Source organism: Fibrella aestuarina BUZ 2, assembly GCF_000331105.1.
Classification (GTDB): Bacteria; Bacteroidota; Bacteroidia; order Cytophagales; family Spirosomataceae; genus Fibrella; species Fibrella aestuarina.
In genome coordinates this window covers 1,146,880-1,166,910 of record NC_020054.1, presented here as the reverse complement: position 1 = coordinate 1,166,910, position 20,031 = coordinate 1,146,880, and the positions used below count along the sequence as shown (strand labels likewise).

Sequence of the window (20,031 nt, the reverse complement as noted above, 5' to 3'; positions counted from 1 at the left end):
ACCATGCTTACTTTATCACTGATTCTTTTTCCTCTTGTAGCGGCAATAGCCACGCTGTTCACGTCCCGCGATACGGCACGTCTGGCGGCTCTCGTGGGCGGGCTGGGTACGTTAGGGATCGCCATCGTGGCCTTCCTTCAGTTTCAGACCAACGCCACCTTCCAGTTTGGCTTCGACTACGCCTGGTTTTTCAACGCGGTCGATGGGAAGAGCGGCATCCGGTTTAGCGGTGCCATCGACGGCATCAGCCTGCTCCCCGTGGTGCTGACGGCCCTTGTGACACCGCTCATTATCCTGTCGACATTCAAGCAGACCTACGAACGGACCAATTCGTTCTACGCGCTGATTCTATTCATGCAGGCGGCGCTGATGGGTGTGTTCGTGGCGCGCGACGGCTTTCTGTTTTACTTTTTCTTTGAAGCCGCGCTCATTCCGATCTATTTCCTGGCGGCACTTTGGGGCGGCGAAAACCGTGTAAAAGTCACGTTCAAGTTTTTCGTCTACACCATCTTTGGCAGCCTGCTCATGCTGGTGGCACTAGTGTATCTCTACATGGCTACCCCGCTGGTCAACGGTGTTCACTCGTCGGCCATCGCCGATTTTTACCAGCTTACGCTGACCCCTTCGCAGCAAGGCTGGATCTTCTGGGCTTTCTTTATCGCGTTTGCCATTAAAATGCCGGTGTTCCCGTTCCACACCTGGCAACCCGATACCTACGTTGAATCGCCCACGCCCGCCACAATGCTGCTGGCTGGTATCATGCTGAAAATGGGGGTTTACGGCCTCATCCGGCTGTTGCTGCCGATCGTGCCGGCCGGGGTTGATACCTGGGGCAACACCGCCATTATTCTTTCGGTCATCGGGATTGTATACGGCGCCATCATCGCTATTCGGCAGCGCGACATGAAGCGCCTCATCGCCTACTCGTCCTTCTCGCACGTGGGACTGATGGCCGCGGGTGTATTCTCTCGTTCAGAGGCCGGCTTACAGGGCGCCCTGATCCAGATGCTGGCTCACGGCATCAATGTGGTGGGACTGTTCTTCATCGCCGAGTTGATTCTGCAACGCACCGGTACCCGTCAGCTTGATCAACTCGGTGGCATCACGCGCACCACGCCCCGCCTGACGGTCTATTTCATGATTATCCTGCTGGGTAGCGTGGCACTCCCGCTGACCAATGGCTTTGTGGGCGAGTTTCTGCTGCTGGCGGGCGTTTATGCCTACAACCATTACATCGGGCTCATTGCCGGGCTGACCATCATCTTCGGGGCGGTGTATATGCTGCGGATGTACCAGAAAAGTATGTTTGGCCAGCCGTCGGCCCGTACCCAATCGGTCGAAGACCTCAGCGGCACCGAAAGCTATGTGCTGGCGGTCCTTTGCTTCTTCGTGTTCTGGATGGGCCTGTATCCGGCTTCTTTCCAGAAGCTCACTACTCCGGCCGTGACCAACCTATTGCAATACATAAAGTAGTTTATAGTTTTCAGTTTTTAGTTGCGCTGACCCCGTATTCTCTAGTCGCAACGCAACTGAAAACGGATAGACTGTAAGCGGTAAACTCATTTTCCAATGCTCCCCATCGTTGTACTTTCCGTTTCAGGTATTGCCCTGCTGTTTTTGGGCTTTATGAAATCGCGGGCCCTCTTAATCCCGGCGACGCTGGCCTTTCTGGTGCTGGCTGCGGTGACTAATTTCTACGACTGGAACAAGACCTATACCTATTTCAATGGTATGCTGGTCATCAACAACCTGGCGATGATCTTCACCGGCATTGTGTTGTTGTCGGCGTTTATGGTCGTGGCCTTGTCGGGAAGCCTCATCGACGACGAAGATGCCCAACCCGCCGAATACTACGCCATTCTGCTCTTTTCGCTGGTGGGTGCCATCATGATGACGGGTTTCGAAAACCTCATCATGCTCTTCGTGGGTATCGAGATCCTGTCGGTAGCGATGTACATCCTGACGGGTAGCGACAAGCGGAACCTGCGGTCAAACGAAGCCGCCCTCAAATACTTCCTGATGGGTGCTTTTGCGACGGGTATTCTGCTGTTCGGGATGGCGCTGCTCTATGGAGCTACAGGTACGTTCACCATCACGGGTATCGGCGCCACGGCCAGCACGATTCTTAAAAACCAATCGTCGCCGCTGCTGCTCTACACGGGCATGTTCATGCTGCTGATCGGGATGTTGTTCAAAGTATCGGCGGCACCGTTCCACTTCTGGACCCCCGACGTGTATGATGGCGCGCCCAGCCTGTTTACAGCCTTTATGTCGACGGTGGTGAAAACGGCGGGTTTTGCCGCGCTGTTACGCGTTTTGCTGGTTAGCTTCAGCGCCAGTGCGGTCTATGCCTACTGGGCGCAGGCGCTGATCATCGTGACGGTGCTTACCCTGCTGATCGGCAACATCACGGCCGTTTACCAAACCAGTTTCAAGCGTATGATGGCCTATTCGAGCATTTCGCACGCTGGTTATCTGCTGATCGGGCTGGTAGGGCTGTCCAAACAGTCGAACGGGGCCATTGCCTTTTACTCCCTCGCTTATTCGCTGGCGACCATCTCGGCATTCGGCATTCTGTTATTGGTGGCGAACAACCGGCCCCTGAACGCCGCCAACGTTGGCGACCAGTCAACGCTGGCACCCGCCGGTGAAAACTACGATGCTTTCAACGGACTGGCTCGCCAGAACCCCCTCCTGGGTTTTGTCATGGCCGTGTCTATGCTTTCGCTGGCGGGTATTCCGCTGACGGCTGGCTTCTGGGGTAAGTTTATGGTCTTCTCGACGGCCGCAAGCCGCGGCGCGACCTGGCTGCTGGTTGTGGCGGTACTGATGTCGGCGGTGGGTATCTACTACTACTTCCGGGTGGTTATTGCCATGTATTTTCGCGAAGGTCAGGTTGGCACTATCCGCGTGGCACCGTTTTACCGCATCGTTCTGATTGCGGCTACCGTATTAACGATTGTGTTGGGCATCATGCCGGGGCTTTTCCAGCGGCTTATTTAACTATTTGTTGCTGTAGCCGTTTACTCAGAGAACGTCTTCCCGATACAGGGTTGAACGGCTTCGGATGTACCTTTGCGGCACTTTAGATAAGCTCAACCACTTTCTTTGTGATCACTGTAGAAACAAGTCCTGTGCAGACCGAAAAATACAAAGCGCAGCGGGAATTTCTCTCGTTCTTCCTAACGGCTCTGCTGGGTGCTTCCATAAACTTCTTTAGTCAGGTATTTTACAGGGACTATTTCAGCTTCAACACGAGCGTGCTGTTGGGCTACCTGACAGCCACTGTCCTTACCTTTATTCCGACGAAACTCTACGCATTTTCCGCGAAGAACTCCGGCAACTCCAGCCGCGAGATGATCAAGTTTCTCGTTATTGCCGCCGTGGCCTGGGTCGTGCAGGTGGGCGTTGCTGCCGCCACCCTCAAATGGATCGCCAACCCTTTCCTCACTGATCAACTCACTGAGTTCTGGCGGGAGAAATTCTCGCACGTAGTCGGGATGGGCTTCAGTTTCCTGGCTAACTTCTTCGGCCATAAATTGCTCACGTTCCGGAGCACGGGCATGTACGATCGGATCCGGTCACGCACGAATCGGCAAAACGAAGATGTATACTAGTCAGCCTGTTCAGTAGGCGACGTTCCCGGTTTTGCGGATAACTACTCATAACAAACTTTTTCCATAGTATAGCGATACTGTATTTTTTTAAGACAAATAGCGCTTTCGAAAAGAATATAGGCGACTAGTTTGCACATTATCAAGGCACTACTTAGTTTTGCTACGGAAACTTTAAAGCCACCAAAAACAGTATCATGAAAAAAGTTATCGCCCTCCTCTTTGTAGGTAGCACGTTGGCCTTCGCTGCTTGCGAAAGCAAACCCAAAACGGAAGAAACCACTGTCGATTCAACTGCCGCAACCCTGGACTCATCAGCTACTGTAGTTGATTCAGCTGCCACGGCCACCGTTGATTCAGCTGCTGCTTCTATGTCAGCCGTTGCTCCTGCCGACAGCGCGAAATAAGACATTGCCTTCTGGCAAAACGAAAAGCTCCACGTCTGTGGGGCTTTTTTGGTTATAGGCGGTTGTAAATTTGTGTACCGATGACCGCACGCCAGATCCTTCAAACCTATTGGGGCTATTCGACCTTCCGCCCGTTGCAGGAAGACATCGTTGAGGCGTTGCTCAACGGGCTGGATGCCCTCGTGTTGATGCCAACCGGCGGTGGCAAGTCGATCTGTTTTCAGGTACCGGCGCTGGCCATGCCCGGCGTGTGCATTGTTGTGACACCGCTCATCGCCCTGATGAAAGATCAGGTCTTCCAGTTACGACGACGTGGTATTCCGGCGGCGGCCATTCATTCGGGTATGCATTACCGCGAGATCGACACGGTGCTCGACAATTGCATTTATGGCAACGTTAAGTTCCTGTACGTATCGCCCGAGCGGCTGCGGACCGAGATCATGATCGAGCGGGCTAAGCAGATGACCATCTGCCTGCTCGCCGTTGATGAGGCACACTGCATTGCCGCCTGGGGTCACGATTTCCGGCCGCCTTACCTTCAGATTGCTGAGTTTCGCGCTCTGCTGCCGACCAATTCGGGCCGCAACGTACCTACGGTAGCGCTGACAGCCTCAGCCACGCCCGACGTGCAGCGGGAGATTGTCGAGAAGCTGGATTTCCGTACAGGCTTCCAGACGTTCCGGCAGAGTTTTGCGCGGGCCAACCTGTCGTACTCGGCGATGCTCGAAGAAGGCAAAGAGGCACGGCTGCTGAAAGTCCTGACCAACGTACCTGGCTCGGCGATTGTGTATATCCGTAGTCGTCGACAAACGCAGCAGTTGGCCGAGTGGCTCATGAGGCAGGGCGTCAGCGCCGATTTCTACCATGCCGGCCTGAGCACGCCCGAGCGATCACAGAAACAGGACGATTGGATTAACAACAAGATTCGGGTGATGGTAGCCACCAACGCCTTCGGCATGGGCATCGACAAGCCCGACGTGCGCGTGGTGGTACACCTGGAGCCGCCCGATACCCTCGAAGCCTATTACCAGGAAGCCGGCCGGGCGGGGCGCGACGGGCAAAAAGCCTACGCGGTCCTGCTCTACACGGAAGCCGACTGCGAGAAGGTAATCCGGCAAACCGAGCTGCAGTATCCACCCGTCGACCTGATCCGACGTACCTATCAGGCACTAGCCAACTACACCGCCGTGCCGGTTGGGAGTGGTGAGTTTTCGGCGTTCGACTTTGATCTGGCTCAGTTTACCAAAACCTTCAACCTACCGCCCAACGATACGCATTACGCACTTAAGCAGCTTCAACTGGCGGGCTATATCGATCTGAGCGAAGCCTACTTTCGCCCGAGCCGGGTCGTGCTGAACCTCGATCATCGGGCGTTGTATGAGTTTCAGGTAATGAACCCGCGTTTCGACCCGTTCATCAAACTCTTGATGCGGCTCTACGGTGGTGAACTCTTCACCGATTTTGTCCCCATTTCAGAAGGCAACCTCTCGCGGGCGTTCCTGGTGTCTGAAAACGACGTGATCCAGCTCCTCGACCAACTGGCCGAGCGGGAGGTATTACTCTACGAAAAACAGAAAGACAAGCCGCAGCTGACGTTCCTGACACCCCGGCATGATGCCCGCACGCTGCCTTTCGACGTGCAGGGCCTCGACCAACGTCGGCAGCATGCGCTGCAAAAAGCCGAAGCCGCCGTCGAGTACGCTCGCCATCCGACCCAATGCCGGACGCGCCTGCTGCAAAGCTATTTTGGTGAACAAACCGACGCGGCCTGCGGAATCTGCGATAATTGCCTCAAAGCCAAACGCCGCCCCGAAGCCAGTCAGGCAGTGCGTGAGCAACTGCGCGAGTACATCACGCTGGCCCGCGAGCAGGGCGTCTCGCCCCGGCAAATTGCCCATTATTTCAGCCACACGCCCGAGCAGGCACTCGACGAGACGCTTCGCCTGATGCTGGCCGAAGACGAACTGCGCTACAATGCCGCCGGCAACATCACGCTGAACCGGTAATAGCCAAAGGCAGTAAGCTTCTGGCCGGTAACACCCTAAAAAACGAAGAGCCGGACATGTGCGCATGTCCGGCTCTTCGTTTTCAAAACACAGCTTACCAGATTCGCGCCTGAGCCGTTTCTGGTTTGTACAGTTTTTCGCCGGGCTTCACGTTGAAAGCCCGATAAAACGGCTCAAAATTGGCCAGAGGCCCATTCACCCGGAATTTTGCTGGCGAGTGGGGGTCCGTAGTCACCCGGGCGCGCTCGGTCTCGTCACGCACCTTGATGCGCCAGACCTGAGCAAACCCCAGGAAAAAGCGCTGGTCGGGAGTAAACCCGTCGATCTTATCGGTGCTCTTTCCCTGTTCAGTCAACTTGAAGGCCTGATAGGCCAGGTTGATACCGCCCAGATCGGCGAGGTTTTCACCCAGCGTCAGGCGTCCATTCAGGTGCAGGTTGTCGAGCACAGTGTAGCCGTTGTACTGGTTCACGACCACCTCCGCTTTGGTTTTGAATCGCTCGGCGTCCTGCTTGGTCCACCAGTCGCGCAGGTTACCGTTGGCGTCGTACTGACGGCCCTGATCGTCGAACAGGTGCGTCATTTCGTGCCCGATCACCATCCCGATGCCGCCGTAATTTATCGCATCGTCAGCGTCTTTGTCGAAGAACGGGAACTGAAGAATACCCGCCGGGAAGACAACCTCGTTGTTGGTCGGATTGGCATAGGCGTTCACCGTGGGGGGCGTCATACCCCATTCCATCCGGTCAACCGGCTGGTTAATTTTGGCAAAGTCCTCGCGGTACCGGTGCTGATTCGCGCGCTGCACGTTCCCGTAGTAATCGTCACGCCCAACCTTGATGTCGGAATAGTCTTTCCACTTGTCGGGGTAGCCAATTTTCTTCAGGAACCGGTCCAGCTTCACCAGCGCCACTTTTTTGGTTTCGGGCGCCATCCAGTCCAGCTTTTCGATGCGTTCCCGGTAGACCTTTTGCAGGTTATCGACCAGCGTCAACATGCGTTCTTTGGCCTCCGCCGGAAAGTATTTCTTAACCCACAACTGGCCCAGAGCTTCACCCATTGCCCCATCAATACGCCGACCGATACGCTTCCAGCGTTCGGGCATCTGGGGTTGGCCGTAGAGCGTTTTGCTATTGAACTCAAAATGGGCCTGCTCAAATGGTTTGCTGAGCAGGGTAGCGTTCCGGTCCAGACAGTCGAACGCAAGCTGATCTTTTAACAGGGCAATGGGTACTGTGGGCAACAGCTTATCCAGGGCCTGATAGTAACCCGGTTGCGCCACTAAGACGGTATCTACCTTGGTCAGGCTCATGTTGTCGAGCAAGGAGCGCCAGTTCAACGTGGGCATGCGCTTGGTCAAGTCAGCGACGGCAAACTTATTGTAGTTGGCAACGGGGTCGCGCAGGTCGGTTGGGGATTTGTGCGATTTGGCCAGGTTGGTTTCAAAAGCCAGGATAGCCTGGCCTTTCTGTTTCGCCTGCACCGAGTCGACGCCCGTCAGCGTGAACAGCTTGGCCACGTACGCCACGAAAGCAGCCCGAATCTTTTTGGTAGCCTCGTCGGAGCGGGTGTAGTAGTCTTTCTCGGGCAACGAGAGGCCCGCCTGCAAAAAGTTAATCCGGTTGATGCTACTTTGCCGGTCATCGGCTCCGACATAGAAACCGATAAACTTCCCGCCCCGGTTGGCATCGTTGGTAGCCAGGTACGTTAGCACCTGCTTGTAATCGGTCAGCGCGTTGATTTTCGCCAGCTCTGCCTTCACGGGGTCGTAACCGCGCTTGTCAATGGCGGCCGTATCCATACCGCTGGCATAAAAATCACCCACCTGCTGCTCGATGCTGCCCGCCGCCGCGTTGGCTTTAGCCGCTTCTTCCAGAATAGTCTTTGTTTTTCGCTCGTTTTCTTCGTAGAGCTGATAAAACGATCCCCAGCCGGTCTGATCGCCAGGAATCTGGGTCTTCTTCACCCAATTACCGTTGGCGTAAGTGAAAAAATCATTACCGGGTGCCACGGTCGTATCCATGCCCGACTTGTCGAAAAAGGACGTGCGGGCGGGGGTTTCGTCTTTGTCTTTTTGCCGACAAGCTATAACCGCCATGAGCCAGGCGGCGCTAATGAGCGTTTGTTTGAGGGTGATCATCAGAAAGGTGATTTTGTAAAGCGATCGGGTTTGCCGCAGAAATGTACGCATCATCTGCACTGTCTGCTATAAATGCTCCGTGAAGCCGTTGCGAGAGCCCAACAGAACAACGTACCCAGCCATTGACACTCAGGCAGAAACAAACGTCGAATTAACTCCATCAAGTGCTACGTAGTGTTCCGCACGTATCACCATCTGATCAGCGAGTCACCGGCTTAGCCGGGTTCGGATATACCCGTTTCCGATGTTTCAGTAGCCAGTTGTACAGCGTTTTGCCTTCGTACAGATACTCGATGCTGTGCCCTTGACCGGCCAGCCGAGTAAACGTAACCTTACCTTTGCACGCCTTCAGCCGCCTGGCTAGTCGCTCGGTCTCGCTGATCGGGATAACATCGTCGGCCGCGCCGTGAAATGCCCAGACAGGTACGTTGCGGATGCGGCAAATTTGCGTTGAATCGTCGCAGCCACCGCAGAGCGGAACAATAGCCGCGAACCGGTCGGGATAGGCTACGGCGGTTTGCCAGGCGCCATAGCCTCCCATGCTGATGCCCGTCAGGTAAATGCGTCTGGGGTCGATTCGGTAGCGGGTGGTCAGTTCGGTGTAGAGCGTATCGAACCAGTTTTCGGTCGACCAGTACTTTCCGTCGGGGCATTGCGGGGCGGCTATGATAAACGGAAACGCCCGTCCTCCGGCCACTTCTTTCGGCGGGCCATACCCCTTCAACTGGTTGAGGTCATGCCCTCGCTGCGAGCCGCCATGCAGGTAGATGAGCAGTGGGTATGTTGCTTTGTTGGCCGCATATTCCTTAGGCAGATAGAGCATGTAGTCGTATCGCGCCTTCGGTTTGACTAACTGACCTCTCGCCGACACCGAAATCAGTACGGCCAATAAACAGATGGACAAACGGATGGTAAACAAACGCATAGGTGGTACTTTTAGCGATACTGTTTTAACTCTATCTTATGCACGCATCATCACTCGACAAACCAATAGGTTACTGGATCAAAAAAGCCGACGATGTGCTGACCAGCCATATTGATGCCATTCAGCAACAGTTTGGCCTGAACCGACTGAGTTGGCAGTTACTCCATACGATCTGTACTCGCCCACCCCTCTCGGTCCGAATCCTGGCCGAGTTGGTTGCTCCGTTTGCGCCTGCCCCCGATGTTCAGCACGTGCTCACGACACTGTTGAATCAGGGCCTGCTCACCTGGGATGAACACCTCGATAGCGTACCGGTCTGCACACCATCGGGCCTGGAACTGCACGACCGTTGTTTTGCTCAGCAGACACTCATCCGGCAGCAGGCGATGGAAGACATTACCAACGAACAATATGCCTTGACGGTACAGACGCTCCAGGCGATCGTGCACAACCTGGAACAGCCCCGGGAAACCACGCTTAATTCGTTAGAATAGCCAGCCAGGTTGTGACCCCTTCGACGTAATTACCCAGTCGGAGGTTCTCGTTAGGAGCATGCTGGTTATTGTCGAGGTTAACCATCGGCACGTGAATAGCGGGTATGCCCAGCGTGCGAATAAACGGCACAATGGGCACCGAGCCCCCCGTCATGCGGATCTTCACGGGCTCACGCCCGAACGCCCGCACCATCGCCCGAGTGAGCCAGACATCCGCCGGAATGCCGATTTCGGTGCGAAAAGGCAACATCTCGCCACTGGCCTGCATCGAAATCAGCTTGGGGTACTGGGTACGTTCGGCTTCGGTTGGGGCGCGGTCGAGGATGTGATAGCCTTTGCTTTCGATGTATTGCCGCAACAGCGACAGCAGCCGCGCGGGGTCCGATTCGGGCACCAGCCGCAGGTCGAGCTCGGCCACCGCCCGGTCAGGAATCACCGTGCCCGACTGGTTGCCCACATACGCACTTTGAAGTCCCCGAATATTCAGTGATGGGTATTGGAGCGCCTCCTGGTAGTTGCGCCCAACCCGATCAGTGCTGGCAATCCCCAGGGTTTCGGCAATCTGCGCCGAATCATCGGGCACACTGGCGAGCAGTTGCGCGGCCTTGTTGTCGATGCTGATGCCATCGTAATAACCCGGAATCGTGACGCGGCCATCGTCATCTTTCATGCCCGCCAGCAATTGCACCATCCGTAGCGCCGGATTGGGCGCGTAGTTGCCATAGTGTCCGCTATGCTGCGGCCCACGAGGGCCGTAGGTCGTCAGGGTCACGGTCGTGATGCCCCGGCAGCCGTAGACCAGCGTGGGCAGGTTCGACAGGTGCCGCCCGCCATCCATCACCAGCAACACGTCGGCCTGTAGCTTTTCTTTGTTAGCCTGCACGGTCTGGGCCAGATGGGGCGAGCTGATCTCTTCCTCGCTGTCCAGAATCACTTTCAGGTTATAGCGTTGCGGGATTTTCTCGCGTTCCATCGCCGTTAGCGCCGCCAGCAGCATGGCAATCGGCCCTTTATCATCCGACGAAGAGCGCCCAAAAATCCGCCAGTCGGGCGATCCGTCGATACGGTTGTAGTCGGTTTGGAGGCTGGCCCAGTCGATGGGCGTCCAGCTACCATCGGGGGCTCGTTGCTTCAGCACCGGCTGGTATGGGTCGGGCTGTTGCCATTGGCTCGCCACCACCGGTTGCCCGTCGAAGTGCATGTAGAGCAACAGGGTTTTGGGACTGCTTCCGGGCAACGTACCTGCCTTCGGATTGGCCGACTTTTCAGCCAGCACTAGCGGGTTCGACGGCGTTTTGAGCGTCGATACGCGAAAGCCCCGCTGTTCAAACGCCCGTTGGAGCCAGTCGATGTTGGGTTGCATCTGTCCGGCAATATGCGCGTCGTTGGGGATACGCAGCAGGGCCTCCAGGTCCGCATACGACGCCTTCACGTAGCGCTGCGTGATGGCCTGCAACTGCGCGGTGGTGAGTGACTGGGCGAAGGATGGTAGGGCAATTAACCAAGCGAAAATGAATAAATAGTGTTTCATCAAATGACTATTCGTTTACAACCATTCTTATGCGTTACGTATCTTGTTGGTAAATAGATCCGCCCATGAAAGCGAAACAACTGATTAAGTGGAGCACGCTGAGCTGCCTGTTTACCGCATTAGCTTGCCAACAGGCAGTTGAACTAACAGATGAGCCACGCAACTATTGCAACGTTTGGACTGACGCAGCTAAAACGGACAGAATAAAGCAGGCCATACTTGGTACATGGCAATTTACGCAGCAGCGTGCAGGCTTTTCGGGTCAGTCCGTTCAAACCAGCCAAACCACCCGGCTGACGTTCACAGACACGGGTGAGCTGATCGTTGGCAAGAACAGCGCCCCGGCAAAATCCCTCTCGTACAGGATCACGGAAGAGCAAGTTGCAGGCTTCGACAAACCACTTCTACGCTTGACCCTAAACGACACTATTCCGGCCATTAACACTGGCGACGTAGCCATAAACAGTACCTATTTCTATGTCTGCAACGATCGGTTGGTTTTCGATAATGGCTCATGGTTCGATGCCCCTACAGAAACCTTCGTGCGTCTGCACTAATCCAGCCAAAGCCGAAAAGCGCTGTCTGCACGATTTACCAGCCATGATTTACGATTTTTGTGCGCTTTCTACGTTAATCAGTTCATGACACGCCTTTCGTTCCTGCTACTCCCTTTAGTCAGTCTCTTCGTTGCCGCCTGTGGCTCCTCGCAGGAGTCAGCCGACTACGTACCCAAGCCTAAAGGGTACCCCCGCATCGATCTGCCGGCGGCCAGGTACGTTGCCATAGAGCCGGGCCATCCATACCAGTTTCAGGTGAACCAGATTGCCCGCGTGTTGCCCGATACGTTCAAACGAGCCGAACCGCACTGGATTTTCGTGTATTACCCCACGCTGAAAGCCACCGTTCAACTTACCTACAAGCCCGTCAATAACGACGTCGAACGGCTCCGCAATCTGCTGGGCGATGCCTACAAGCTGACGGCCAAGCACAACGTAAAAGCGTATTCGATTCAGCAGCAGAAAGTGAAACTGAAAAACGGCATTGCGGCCAGCCTGATTACCCTTGAAGGCGAAGTACCCACTCAGTTTCAGTTCGTCACGACCGACAGCACCCGCCATTTTCTGCGGGGCGCGCTTTACTTCGACACGGCTACGGCCAACGACTCGCTTGCCCCCGTGATCGACTATGTCCGCGCCGATATGATGCAGATGTTGAATACGCTAGTGTGGAAGAAGGACTAAGTTATCAATCAGCCGTATGGAAAAGGCTGGCTGAGTGCATCGGAACAGAAGCGACCCGGTGCATTCAACCAGCCTTCCCCGTATGAAACAGCGTCTTCTTCTCTTACTGGCCCTTTTTACTACGTTGCGGGCAACAGCGCAACAACCCAATCTAGCATCGACCTATCAGATTGCAGGCCGCTGTCACGATTATTATACGGCTCTTGGCCTGAAGGCCAGCATCTCTGCCGTTGTCGATGGCAAACGGCAGAGGTTGGGGGAATGTAACGACGCAGGCAAGTTTGAGCCCAAGACAGGAACCTTCAGTGTCTCCATCCCAACTCGTACTACTGAGTTGATTTTGGAAATGCCCGGCTATCGAACCGTCACCCTGAAGGTCAATTTTGCCGACGATAGACCAACTGACAGTCCATTTGCGCTATACTATCTTGGCGACATGACGCCTGTCGATTCATTACCGAAACCAGAAGACTTACAGCATAAACACGGTCAATTTCTGAATTGCCAGATTATCCTGCCCGATAGTTTGCACACCGATTTGCTTACCTACAAACTCACCAACCTAGAAACAGGAAAAAGCAACTGGGTTGGTACATCGGCTCGTAGGCATGAAGGCATCATCCGCCTGCCCGTGAGTGCCGAACCTGGCGAATACATGGCCACACTGACTGACAAGGAAGGCCGTTTGCTATCAGTCGAAACGGTACTTGTTAAGCCCGGTATTACGTTCAAAACCGTTCGCGCTCAGAAGCCAGCCGATCTGGCTCAAGAGCCTCTTCAACGTACCCAGCCCGCCGATCTTGATAGCGCCGCAAGCTCACTACCAACCACCGGCAACGTACCCAGACCCAGCATCACCGCGCCCAGCAGGACGACCCTCTATTTCGATCAAAGCAGATACACACTACGTACCCAGGTGCTACCCACACTCGACTCCCTGGCCGACGTGCTTATCAGTAGTCCTTTACAGGCTACCCTCACCGGCTATACCGATAATGTTGGCGCTCTAACGCCCAACATAACCTTGTCGGAGTATCGCACCCGCACGGTTGCCACGTACCTAGCGGGCCGCGGCGTACCCATCAGTCGGCTCACTACGCAGTGGAAAGGACCCGACTCCACGGCCACGCCCGATGCCACCGAAGCCGTTAAAGCTGGAAGTCGCCGCGTCGAGGTACGCGTAGCGCCCCGTCAGTAAGGAATTCGCTGTCGGCGTTCGTCCTTCCTTTCCGGCTTTATCCTTGTTTTTCAGTCAGATAACCGCTACATTTGCACTCCCGTTTTCGGGCGGGGAATACTTTGCTTCGTGCAATCGTCTGTTAATCAATAAATACCGCTCACAAATCCAGTGGATACGTTAAGCTACAAAACTGTTTCGGCCAACAAAGGGACCGCAAACAAGGAGTGGATCGTCGTTGACGCAAAGGATGCCATTGTAGGTCGTCTGGCTAGCCAGATTGCGGCCCGCATTCGTGGCAAACACAAGCCCAACTTCACCCCCCACGCTGATTGCGGTGACAATGTCATCGTAATCAACGCCGAGAAAATCCGGTTTACGGGCCGGAAAATGACCGAGAAAGTGTATGTGCGGCACACGGGTTATCCCGGTGGCCAGCGTTTTGCAACGCCCCGCATCATGCTCGAAAAAACGCCTGAGCGCGTTCTCGAACACGCCATCCGTGGCATGTTGCCCAAAAACCGTCTGGGCCGCCGTTTATTCACCAATCTGTACGTGTACACGGGTGAGACTCACCCCCACGCGGCGCAGCAACCGAAAGAAATCAAATTCTAACCAATGGAGCGTATTAACACCATCGGTCGCCGGAAAACCGCTGTTGCCCGCATTTACATGCAGCCAGGTAACGGAACCATCACGGTTAACGGAAAAGAACTGAACACGTACTTCCCGACCGAAGTACTGCAAATCATCACCCGCCAGCCGTTCGCCACGGTGAAAGCCGACGCAACTTACGACGTGAAAGTAAACGTTCGGGGTGGCGGCGTAACGGGTCAGGCTGAAGCTACGCGCATGGCCATCTCACGCGCGCTGGTTGAAGCCAATGCCGAAAACCGCCCGGCCCTCAAGAAAGAAGGCTTCCTGACGCGGGATTCGCGCATGGTTGAACGGAAAAAGCCCGGCCGGAAAAAGGCCCGTCGTCGCTTCCAGTTCAGCAAGCGTTAATAATGAATGTATAGTGCACAGTGAAGAATGTATGATGTGTTTGTTGGAGTACGCTACGCCGATTCAAAGACCATTGTTCATTCTACATCTTTCACTATCCATTCCCTTTCGTCCAGACCCCGCTTAGATGATGCCGATGTGGGGTGCTGCGTATTAATTTTTCAAACACATTTTTCTTAATCGGAAATGGCACAAGTTGAATATAAAGACCTACTCGACGCGGGTGTGCACTTTGGCCACCTTACGCGTAAGTGGGACCCCCGGATGGCTCCGTACATCTTCATGGAGAAGAACGGCATCCACATTATTGACCTCAACAAGACCCTCGCGTCGCTGGAAGAAGCACAGAATGCCATCAAAGGCATCGTGCGCTCAGGCCGTAAGGTGATGTTTGTGGCGACGAAGAAGCAGGCGCAGGAAATTGTGTCGGAAGAAGCACGTCGGCTGAAAATGCCCTACGTGACCGACCGTTGGCTGGGTGGTATGCTGACTAACTTCGCCACGATCCGCAAGTCGCTGAAGAAACTGCAAACGCTGGAAAAGACGCTCAAAGACGAAGCCCTCGTTAAGAACATCGCCAAGCGGGAGCGGCTGACGCTGACGCGCGAAAAAGAAAAATTAGAGCGGGTTTTGGGTGGTATTGTTGACCTGACTCGTCTGCCGGCGGCTATGTTCGTCGTTGACGTGAAGCGTGAAAACATTGCTGTTCTGGAAGCTAACCGCTTGGGCATCCCCGTGTTTGCCATGTGCGACACGAACTCAAACCCGAACCTCGTTGATTTCCCCATCCCAGCCAACGACGACGCCTACAAGTCGATCTCGTTGATCACGCTGGCCGTTGGGAAAGCCATCGAAGAGGGTTTGATGGAGCGCAAGCAGGACAAAGACAGCCAGGCTGCACAGGAAGAAGAAGATGCGAAGCGCCAGGAAGACACCCGCGCTGCCGCTGCTGAAGGCGCTGATGCCCCCGCAGCCGTGGCCGTAGAGGAAGCGCCTGAAGCTGAAGCGGCTCCTCTCGACGCAACACCAGAAGGCAACACCGATTAGTATTAATTAACAGACACAGACGATTGACCGGATAGCCCGTAGCCCCAACACGGCTATGGGCTATTTTTTATTCAGTTTAAAAGAGTTTTCAGTTTCGTAGCTGGCGTTGGCTACCGCATACGTACCTGGTTGCGCCCGTCAGCGCCAACTACGAAACTGAAAACCGAAAACTTTTTTCAAAATGGCGATCACCGCAGCAGACGTAAACAAACTCCGGCAGGAAACAGGTGCCGGTATGATGGATTGCAAAAAAGCCCTCACCGAGGCAAATGGCGATTTCGAAGAAGCTAAAGCCATTCTTCGCAAACAGGGTCAGAAAATTGCCGATAAGCGGGCCGACAACGCCACCGCTGAAGGCATCGTGCTGGCCCACGTCAGTGAAGATGGTGGCGTAGGCCGTATCATCGCGCTGGCTTGCGAAACCGAACCCGTTTCGAAAGTAGCCGACTTCCAGAATCTGGCCATGGCCACGATGAGCAATGCTGTAGCTACGCAGGCCAACAACAAAGAGGCCCTGCTTAGCGCCACACAGGCGGATGGCCGTACGCTGCAAGACCACATCACCGACCTGATGGGCAAAATCGGCGAGAAGATCGACATCATTGCTTACGAGGTCGTAACTGCCGAAAAAGTGGTGTCGTACATCCACTCGAATGGCAAATTGGGCGTGCTGGTAGGGCTGACCAACACCAGCGGTACCGACGTGACCGAAGTAGGCAAAGACGTAGCGATGCAGATCGCGGCCATGAAGCCTATTGCCCTTGATAAAGATGGCGTAGATACATCGGTGGTCGAACGTGAGATCGAAATCGGTAAAGATCAGGCTCGCAACGAAGGCAAGCCCGAGGCTATGCTGGAGAAGATCGCGTTGGGTCGCCTCAACAAATTTTACAAAGAGAATACCCTGCTGAACCAGGAGTTTGTTAAAGACGGCTCACTGACGATCGCCCAATTGCTTGACAAAACCAGCAAGGGTCTGACCGTATCTGCCTTCAAACGGGTGTCTATTGGTTAAGTAGTTATTCACACGCGGGCCAGTCAGTAACATTTTTTGCAAAAATCGCTCAGATTGTCCCGTTGAGTAACCAAAATAGGATTGACAGTAAAAGCCTGGCCACACGGTCAGGCTTTTTTTGTTGTTTTGTGTTACTTTCCCAGACGTATCTGGTCTTACCGTAACTTAAAATGAAACATTTATCCGACGAGGAATTGGTGCGTCTCTACATTGAGACACAGCGGGATACTTATTTTGAAGCGCTCTATACCCGCCATTGCGACAAGGTTTTTCGTAAATGTCTGTCGTTTACGAAGAACAAAGCCAAGGCCGAAGACTTCACACATGATATCTTCTTGCGCATCGTCACAAAACTGAGCAGTTTTCGGGAACAGGCTAAGTTTTCGACCTGGCTATACTCAGTAACATACAATCACTGCATGGATCAGATGCGTAGCCCGCGTCAGCGCGAAGTTTACGCCGAGGATATGTATGAAACGCTGGGTACGTATGCCGACGACAACGATGCGGATCTCGTTGAGATGGAAGCCCAACGACTGAACCGGGCGCTCAATTACCTGACTCCCGATGAGCGTGGTCTTCTGCTCATGAAGTACCAGGAAGACATCAGTATCCGAGACATTGCTGATACGCAGAAAATCACCGAAAGCGCCGTAAAGATGCGCCTCATGCGGGCTAAGGAGAAGTTGCGCCGTCGCTACCTGGAGGCCCTGATCTTCTGGTTACTAATTGCGATCAAAGCGCTGACTGCGTGGAAATAACTGCTTTCGACAACATCCCATGGAAAACCCATTCAAACAGATTGAGTCGACAGAGACTTGCCCGCCTGAGCTACGCCAGGCGATCGTCGCTGAAATCGACCTCATTCGTAATGCCCTCAAAGTGGTTGAAGTCTATACCGGCGATCTGTTTGCTACGATCAACGGCCTGTTGGCAACCTCGTCGAACAACCTGAAGTAAGGGTTGCCTCGTACGCATTCTACTTGAGCGGCGCCATCTGGCCACCTGCTCAATGCATTGCTCACACTTTATTCACAGCCTCTCATGACTCCCCACCTACCGAACTTGTACGAAATACTAATCAATACCTTTCGCTCACTCATTACGCAGTTTGTGAGCTTCGTTCCAAACCTGATCGGCGCCATCGTCGTCTTGGCCATTGGTATACTAGTGGCTCGCGTGACAGCCTCTGTGGTTAAAAAGCTGTTGCAGGGAGCTGGGTTTGATCGATTGGGCGACAAACTCAACGAGATCGATATCATCCGGCAATTGCAAACCGAGATCAAGCTAAGCGATATCGTCTCTAAGGTGCTCTATTATTTCATTTTGCTTGTTTTTCTGTCGGCAGCCACCGAAACCCTGGGCATTGCCGCCATCACGGGCATGGTGACATCGCTGGTCAATTTTATCCCGAAGCTCATTGCCGCCGCGATTATGCTACAGGTCGGTGTGCTGGTTGCCGACGTGCTGAAACGAGGCGTTGTGAGCCTTTGCCAATCCTTTGGTATTGCGTCGGGGCGGTTGTTGGGAATGGTTGTCTTTTTCTTTTTTCTGATCATCACCATCATCTCGGCCCTGGGTCAGGCGGGCATCAACACCGAATTGCTGGAATCGAGCTTTAACCTACTCATTGGCGGGATCGTCTTCGCTTTTGCGATCGGGTATGGCTTTGCCTCACGCGATGTCATGGCCAATCTGGTATCCTCTTTCTACAGCAAAAGCCGCTTCAAAGAAGGTCAGATCATTCGGCTAGACGGGATTACGGGCCGGATCGTCCATGTCGATGCCACGTCGCTAACCCTGCAAACCGGCGAATCGAAGACGAGTATCCCGATGCAGTTGCTTCAGACGAAAACCATTGAATTTTTAGAGTCTTAGTTCGTACCCAATTAGTCCCACATTCGTAACAAACACGTACCCATCATGCTCTGTAAAACGCTTTACGCGGCAGCCCTCGTCGGCTGCACGTTGACGGCTGCTGCGCAGGATCCCACCACGACGCAGGTAACCACTAACTTTAAAGATACCGTTTCAGTAAAAAAAGACACAACATACTGGCAGAAATCGATCACGGGTGGTATCAACCTCAATCAGGCCAGTTTCAGCAACTGGGTAGGCGGCGGCGTCAACTCGATTGCGATCGGGGGCGTTGTGGCAGCCCGCGCGCTCTACGAAAAAGGCAAAACGTCGTGGGATAACACGGCGGATTTCCAGCTGGGCTACATTACCCAACGCGGCGTTACACGCAAGTCATCCGACCAGCTGATCATCATTTCGGTGGTTGGGCACAAGATTGCCCCTAAGTGGGATCTGTTTGCCTCAGGTACGTTCAATTCCTTCTTTGCACCCGGCTTCGTGTATGACAAGTTGCCGGCGGGCCGGTCAGACTTCAAAGTGTCCAGCTTTTTTGCGCCGGCGCAGTTGACGCTTGCCTGGGGGGTAGCCTATAAACCGAACGACGAGTTCTCGTTGCGGCTGAGCCCGTTTGCCCCTCGTTTTACGTTCCTGGCCGATGATGCCGTTCGGTACCGAACGGGCGCCGACGGGGTGATTATTCCAGACCCAACGGCCAAAGCGTATGGCGTCGAGGCTGGGAAGTCGTCGCGTTCAGAGTGGTTATCACTGCAACTTCAGGCCGTCTGGAACAAAAAACTAAGCGAGAATATCAGTCTGAATGCCCGTTATCAGCTTTACGCCAATTACCAAACGCTCAGCGCCATCGATCACCGCGTTGATCTGCTGCTGACGGCCAAATTGAACCGGTACCTGAGCACGACGTTCGGCGTCATTGCACTTTACGACAAAGACTTCTTCGACGGTTTGCAGATTCAGCAGTCGCTCGGGATTGGGCTGATTTATAACGCCAGCACCTTCCGAAAAAAGTAAAAACGTTGCTTATTCGGCTATAAATCAATAGGTTTAGTCAAATTCTTACTCAGTAAAGTTGTTTGTCTTACCCTAATCCAAATTGTTATGATTAAAGAATTCCGCACATTCATTGCACAGGGCAATGTGCTTGATCTGGCCGTTGGTGTAATCATTGGTGCTGCCTTTGGCAAGATTACCACCTCACTGGTTGAAGACATTTTGAACCCGATTATTGGTTTAATTCTGCCAGCTGGTGACCTGGCACAGGCAAAAATCGTCTTGAAGGAGGCAGTCGGCACCGAGCCGGAAGTTGCGATCCGTTACGGAAACTTTCTCAACATCGTCATTCAGTTTCTGATTGTGGCGTGGGTTATTTTTCTAATTGTGAAGGCAGCAAACCGGTTAAAACTATCTAGTTCAGCGGAAGCCAAATAGTCGTTTGCAAATCCAACCCATAAAAAGCCTCGGACTAATCCTCCGGGGCTTTTTTGGTAATGCGTAGCTTTGTAAAAGTTTTCAGTTTGTGGGCAGCGAGTTTTCAGTTGTGTTTTTACGCATCAA

Annotated in this window: 21 protein-coding genes; 18 read left to right on the top strand and 3 right to left on the bottom strand. The window is 54.0% G+C overall.

Going from position 1 to position 20,031, the window contains the following annotated elements; all coding sequences use genetic code 11:
* Positions 1-3: 3 nt before the first annotated feature.
* The 5 genes from FAES_RS04650 (at position 4) to FAES_RS04630 (ending at position 6,027) form a co-directional block, all read left to right on the top strand.
* Positions 4-1,473 (top strand): complex I subunit 4 family protein, encoded by a 1,470-nt coding sequence (locus tag FAES_RS04650; RefSeq protein WP_015330044.1) that lies wholly within the window; start codon positions 4-6, stop codon positions 1,471-1,473.
* A 96-nt stretch (positions 1,474-1,569) separates the two neighbouring features.
* Positions 1,570-3,003, top strand: coding sequence for an NADH-quinone oxidoreductase subunit N (locus tag FAES_RS04645; RefSeq protein ID WP_015330043.1), 1,434 nt, complete (start codon positions 1,570-1,572; stop codon positions 3,001-3,003).
* A 107-nt stretch (positions 3,004-3,110) separates the two neighbouring features.
* The gene (locus FAES_RS04640) at positions 3,111-3,617 is read left to right on the top strand and encodes a GtrA family protein (protein WP_015330042.1); all 507 of its coding nucleotides are present in this window, start codon (positions 3,111-3,113) and stop codon (positions 3,615-3,617) included.
* Positions 3,618-3,811: 194 nt separating this feature from the next.
* Entirely contained in the window at positions 3,812-4,021 is a 210-nt protein-coding gene (locus FAES_RS04635; protein WP_041257556.1) for a PG1828 family lipoprotein, read from the top strand.
* Between the two features lie 80 nt (positions 4,022-4,101).
* A complete protein-coding gene (locus FAES_RS04630) occupies positions 4,102-6,027 on the top strand; it encodes a RecQ family ATP-dependent DNA helicase (RefSeq protein WP_015330041.1) in 1,926 nt (641 codons plus the stop codon).
* A 94-nt stretch (positions 6,028-6,121) separates the two neighbouring features.
* Here FAES_RS04630 and FAES_RS04625 read toward each other — a convergent pair whose 3' ends face one another.
* Together FAES_RS04625 and FAES_RS04620 are read right to left on the bottom strand one after the other, a co-directional pair.
* Complete coding sequence (locus FAES_RS04625) at positions 6,122-8,221, bottom strand: M13 family metallopeptidase (protein WP_015330040.1); 2,100 nt, start codon at positions 8,219-8,221, stop codon at positions 6,122-6,124.
* Positions 8,222-8,366: 145 nt separating this feature from the next.
* A complete protein-coding gene (locus FAES_RS04620) occupies positions 8,367-9,092 on the bottom strand; it encodes a carboxylesterase family protein (protein WP_015330039.1) in 726 nt (241 codons plus the stop codon).
* A gap of 38 nt (positions 9,093-9,130) precedes the next feature.
* Here FAES_RS04620 and FAES_RS04615 point away from each other — a divergent pair, with 38 nt between their 5' ends.
* Positions 9,131-9,586 carry a MarR family winged helix-turn-helix transcriptional regulator gene (locus FAES_RS04615; protein WP_015330038.1) on the top strand — a complete coding sequence of 152 codons (456 nt, stop codon included), beginning with the start codon at positions 9,131-9,133 and terminating at the stop codon, positions 9,584-9,586.
* Here the strand turns inward: FAES_RS04615 and FAES_RS04610 are convergent.
* On the bottom strand, positions 9,570-11,117 hold the full coding sequence (locus FAES_RS04610) for a M20/M25/M40 family metallo-hydrolase (RefSeq protein ID WP_015330037.1): 1,548 nt from the start codon (positions 11,115-11,117) through the stop codon (positions 9,570-9,572). The two genes, FAES_RS04615 and FAES_RS04610, sit on opposite strands and share 17 nt — an antisense overlap.
* Positions 11,118-11,182: 65 nt before the next feature.
* Here FAES_RS04610 and FAES_RS04605 point away from each other — a divergent pair, with 65 nt between their 5' ends.
* From FAES_RS04605 to mscL, 12 genes are all read left to right on the top strand, one after another.
* The gene (locus FAES_RS04605; protein ID WP_041257555.1) at positions 11,183-11,674 is read left to right on the top strand and encodes a hypothetical protein; all 492 of its coding nucleotides are present in this window, start codon (positions 11,183-11,185) and stop codon (positions 11,672-11,674) included.
* Positions 11,675-11,758: 84 nt separating this feature from the next.
* Positions 11,759-12,358: a gliding motility lipoprotein GldD gene (gene gldD / locus FAES_RS04600; RefSeq protein WP_015330036.1), complete on the top strand. Its 600-nt coding sequence runs from the start codon at positions 11,759-11,761 to the stop codon at positions 12,356-12,358.
* A gap of 82 nt (positions 12,359-12,440) precedes the next feature.
* Positions 12,441-13,556, top strand: coding sequence for an OmpA family protein (locus FAES_RS28845; protein WP_015330035.1), 1,116 nt, complete (start codon positions 12,441-12,443; stop codon positions 13,554-13,556).
* Between the two features lie 150 nt (positions 13,557-13,706).
* Entirely contained in the window at positions 13,707-14,150 is a 444-nt protein-coding gene (gene rplM / locus FAES_RS04590; RefSeq protein ID WP_015330034.1) for a 50S ribosomal protein L13, read from the top strand.
* 3 nt (positions 14,151-14,153) lie between these two features.
* A complete protein-coding gene (gene rpsI, locus FAES_RS04585) occupies positions 14,154-14,540 on the top strand; it encodes a 30S ribosomal protein S9 (protein WP_015330033.1) in 387 nt (128 codons plus the stop codon).
* A 186-nt stretch (positions 14,541-14,726) separates the two neighbouring features.
* Positions 14,727-15,587 (top strand): 30S ribosomal protein S2, encoded by an 861-nt coding sequence (rpsB, locus tag FAES_RS04580; RefSeq protein ID WP_015330032.1) that lies wholly within the window; start codon positions 14,727-14,729, stop codon positions 15,585-15,587.
* A gap of 181 nt (positions 15,588-15,768) precedes the next feature.
* Entirely contained in the window at positions 15,769-16,602 is an 834-nt protein-coding gene (tsf, locus tag FAES_RS04575) for a translation elongation factor Ts (protein ID WP_015330031.1), read from the top strand.
* A 170-nt stretch (positions 16,603-16,772) separates the two neighbouring features.
* Entirely contained in the window at positions 16,773-17,363 is a 591-nt protein-coding gene (locus FAES_RS04570) for an RNA polymerase sigma factor (RefSeq protein WP_015330030.1), read from the top strand.
* A gap of 19 nt (positions 17,364-17,382) precedes the next feature.
* Positions 17,383-17,562 carry a hypothetical protein gene (locus tag FAES_RS04565; RefSeq protein ID WP_015330029.1) on the top strand — a complete coding sequence of 60 codons (180 nt, stop codon included), beginning with the start codon at positions 17,383-17,385 and terminating at the stop codon, positions 17,560-17,562.
* 84 nt (positions 17,563-17,646) lie between these two features.
* Entirely contained in the window at positions 17,647-18,480 is an 834-nt protein-coding gene (locus FAES_RS04560; RefSeq protein WP_015330028.1) for a mechanosensitive ion channel family protein, read from the top strand.
* A 45-nt stretch (positions 18,481-18,525) separates the two neighbouring features.
* Positions 18,526-19,488 carry a DUF3078 domain-containing protein gene (locus tag FAES_RS04555; RefSeq protein ID WP_015330027.1) on the top strand — a complete coding sequence of 321 codons (963 nt, stop codon included), beginning with the start codon at positions 18,526-18,528 and terminating at the stop codon, positions 19,486-19,488.
* Positions 19,489-19,575: 87 nt separating this feature from the next.
* Positions 19,576-19,905: a large conductance mechanosensitive channel protein MscL gene (gene mscL / locus FAES_RS04550; protein WP_015330026.1), complete on the top strand. Its 330-nt coding sequence runs from the start codon at positions 19,576-19,578 to the stop codon at positions 19,903-19,905.
* Positions 19,906-20,031: the final 126 nt, after the last annotated feature.

Coding starts and splice junctions, on each gene's coding strand:
- mscL (WP_015330026.1), top strand. CDS start 19,576: ATGATTAAAGAATTCCGCACATTCATTGCACAGGGCAATGTGCTTGAT.
- rpsI (WP_015330033.1), top strand. CDS start 14,154: ATGGAGCGTATTAACACCATCGGTCGCCGGAAAACCGCTGTTGCCCGC.
- FAES_RS04605 (WP_041257555.1), top strand. CDS start 11,183: ATGAAAGCGAAACAACTGATTAAGTGGAGCACGCTGAGCTGCCTGTTT.
- FAES_RS04650 (WP_015330044.1), top strand. CDS start 4: ATGCTTACTTTATCACTGATTCTTTTTCCTCTTGTAGCGGCAATAGCC.
- FAES_RS04630 (WP_015330041.1), top strand. CDS start 4,102: ATGACCGCACGCCAGATCCTTCAAACCTATTGGGGCTATTCGACCTTC.
- FAES_RS04610 (WP_015330037.1), bottom strand. CDS start 11,117: ATGAAACACTATTTATTCATTTTCGCTTGGTTAATTGCCCTACCATCC.
- rpsB (WP_015330032.1), top strand. CDS start 14,727: ATGGCACAAGTTGAATATAAAGACCTACTCGACGCGGGTGTGCACTTT.
- FAES_RS04555 (WP_015330027.1), top strand. CDS start 18,526: ATGCTCTGTAAAACGCTTTACGCGGCAGCCCTCGTCGGCTGCACGTTG.
- FAES_RS04625 (WP_015330040.1), bottom strand. CDS start 8,221: ATGATGCGTACATTTCTGCGGCAAACCCGATCGCTTTACAAAATCACC.
- FAES_RS04565 (WP_015330029.1), top strand. CDS start 17,383: ATGGAAAACCCATTCAAACAGATTGAGTCGACAGAGACTTGCCCGCCT.
- FAES_RS04570 (WP_015330030.1), top strand. CDS start 16,773: ATGAAACATTTATCCGACGAGGAATTGGTGCGTCTCTACATTGAGACA.
- gldD (WP_015330036.1), top strand. CDS start 11,759: ATGACACGCCTTTCGTTCCTGCTACTCCCTTTAGTCAGTCTCTTCGTT.
- FAES_RS04635 (WP_041257556.1), top strand. CDS start 3,812: ATGAAAAAAGTTATCGCCCTCCTCTTTGTAGGTAGCACGTTGGCCTTC.
- FAES_RS04560 (WP_015330028.1), top strand. CDS start 17,647: ATGACTCCCCACCTACCGAACTTGTACGAAATACTAATCAATACCTTT.
- FAES_RS28845 (WP_015330035.1), top strand. CDS start 12,441: ATGAAACAGCGTCTTCTTCTCTTACTGGCCCTTTTTACTACGTTGCGG.
- FAES_RS04645 (WP_015330043.1), top strand. CDS start 1,570: ATGCTCCCCATCGTTGTACTTTCCGTTTCAGGTATTGCCCTGCTGTTT.
- FAES_RS04615 (WP_015330038.1), top strand. CDS start 9,131: ATGCACGCATCATCACTCGACAAACCAATAGGTTACTGGATCAAAAAA.
- tsf (WP_015330031.1), top strand. CDS start 15,769: ATGGCGATCACCGCAGCAGACGTAAACAAACTCCGGCAGGAAACAGGT.
- FAES_RS04620 (WP_015330039.1), bottom strand. CDS start 9,092: ATGCGTTTGTTTACCATCCGTTTGTCCATCTGTTTATTGGCCGTACTG.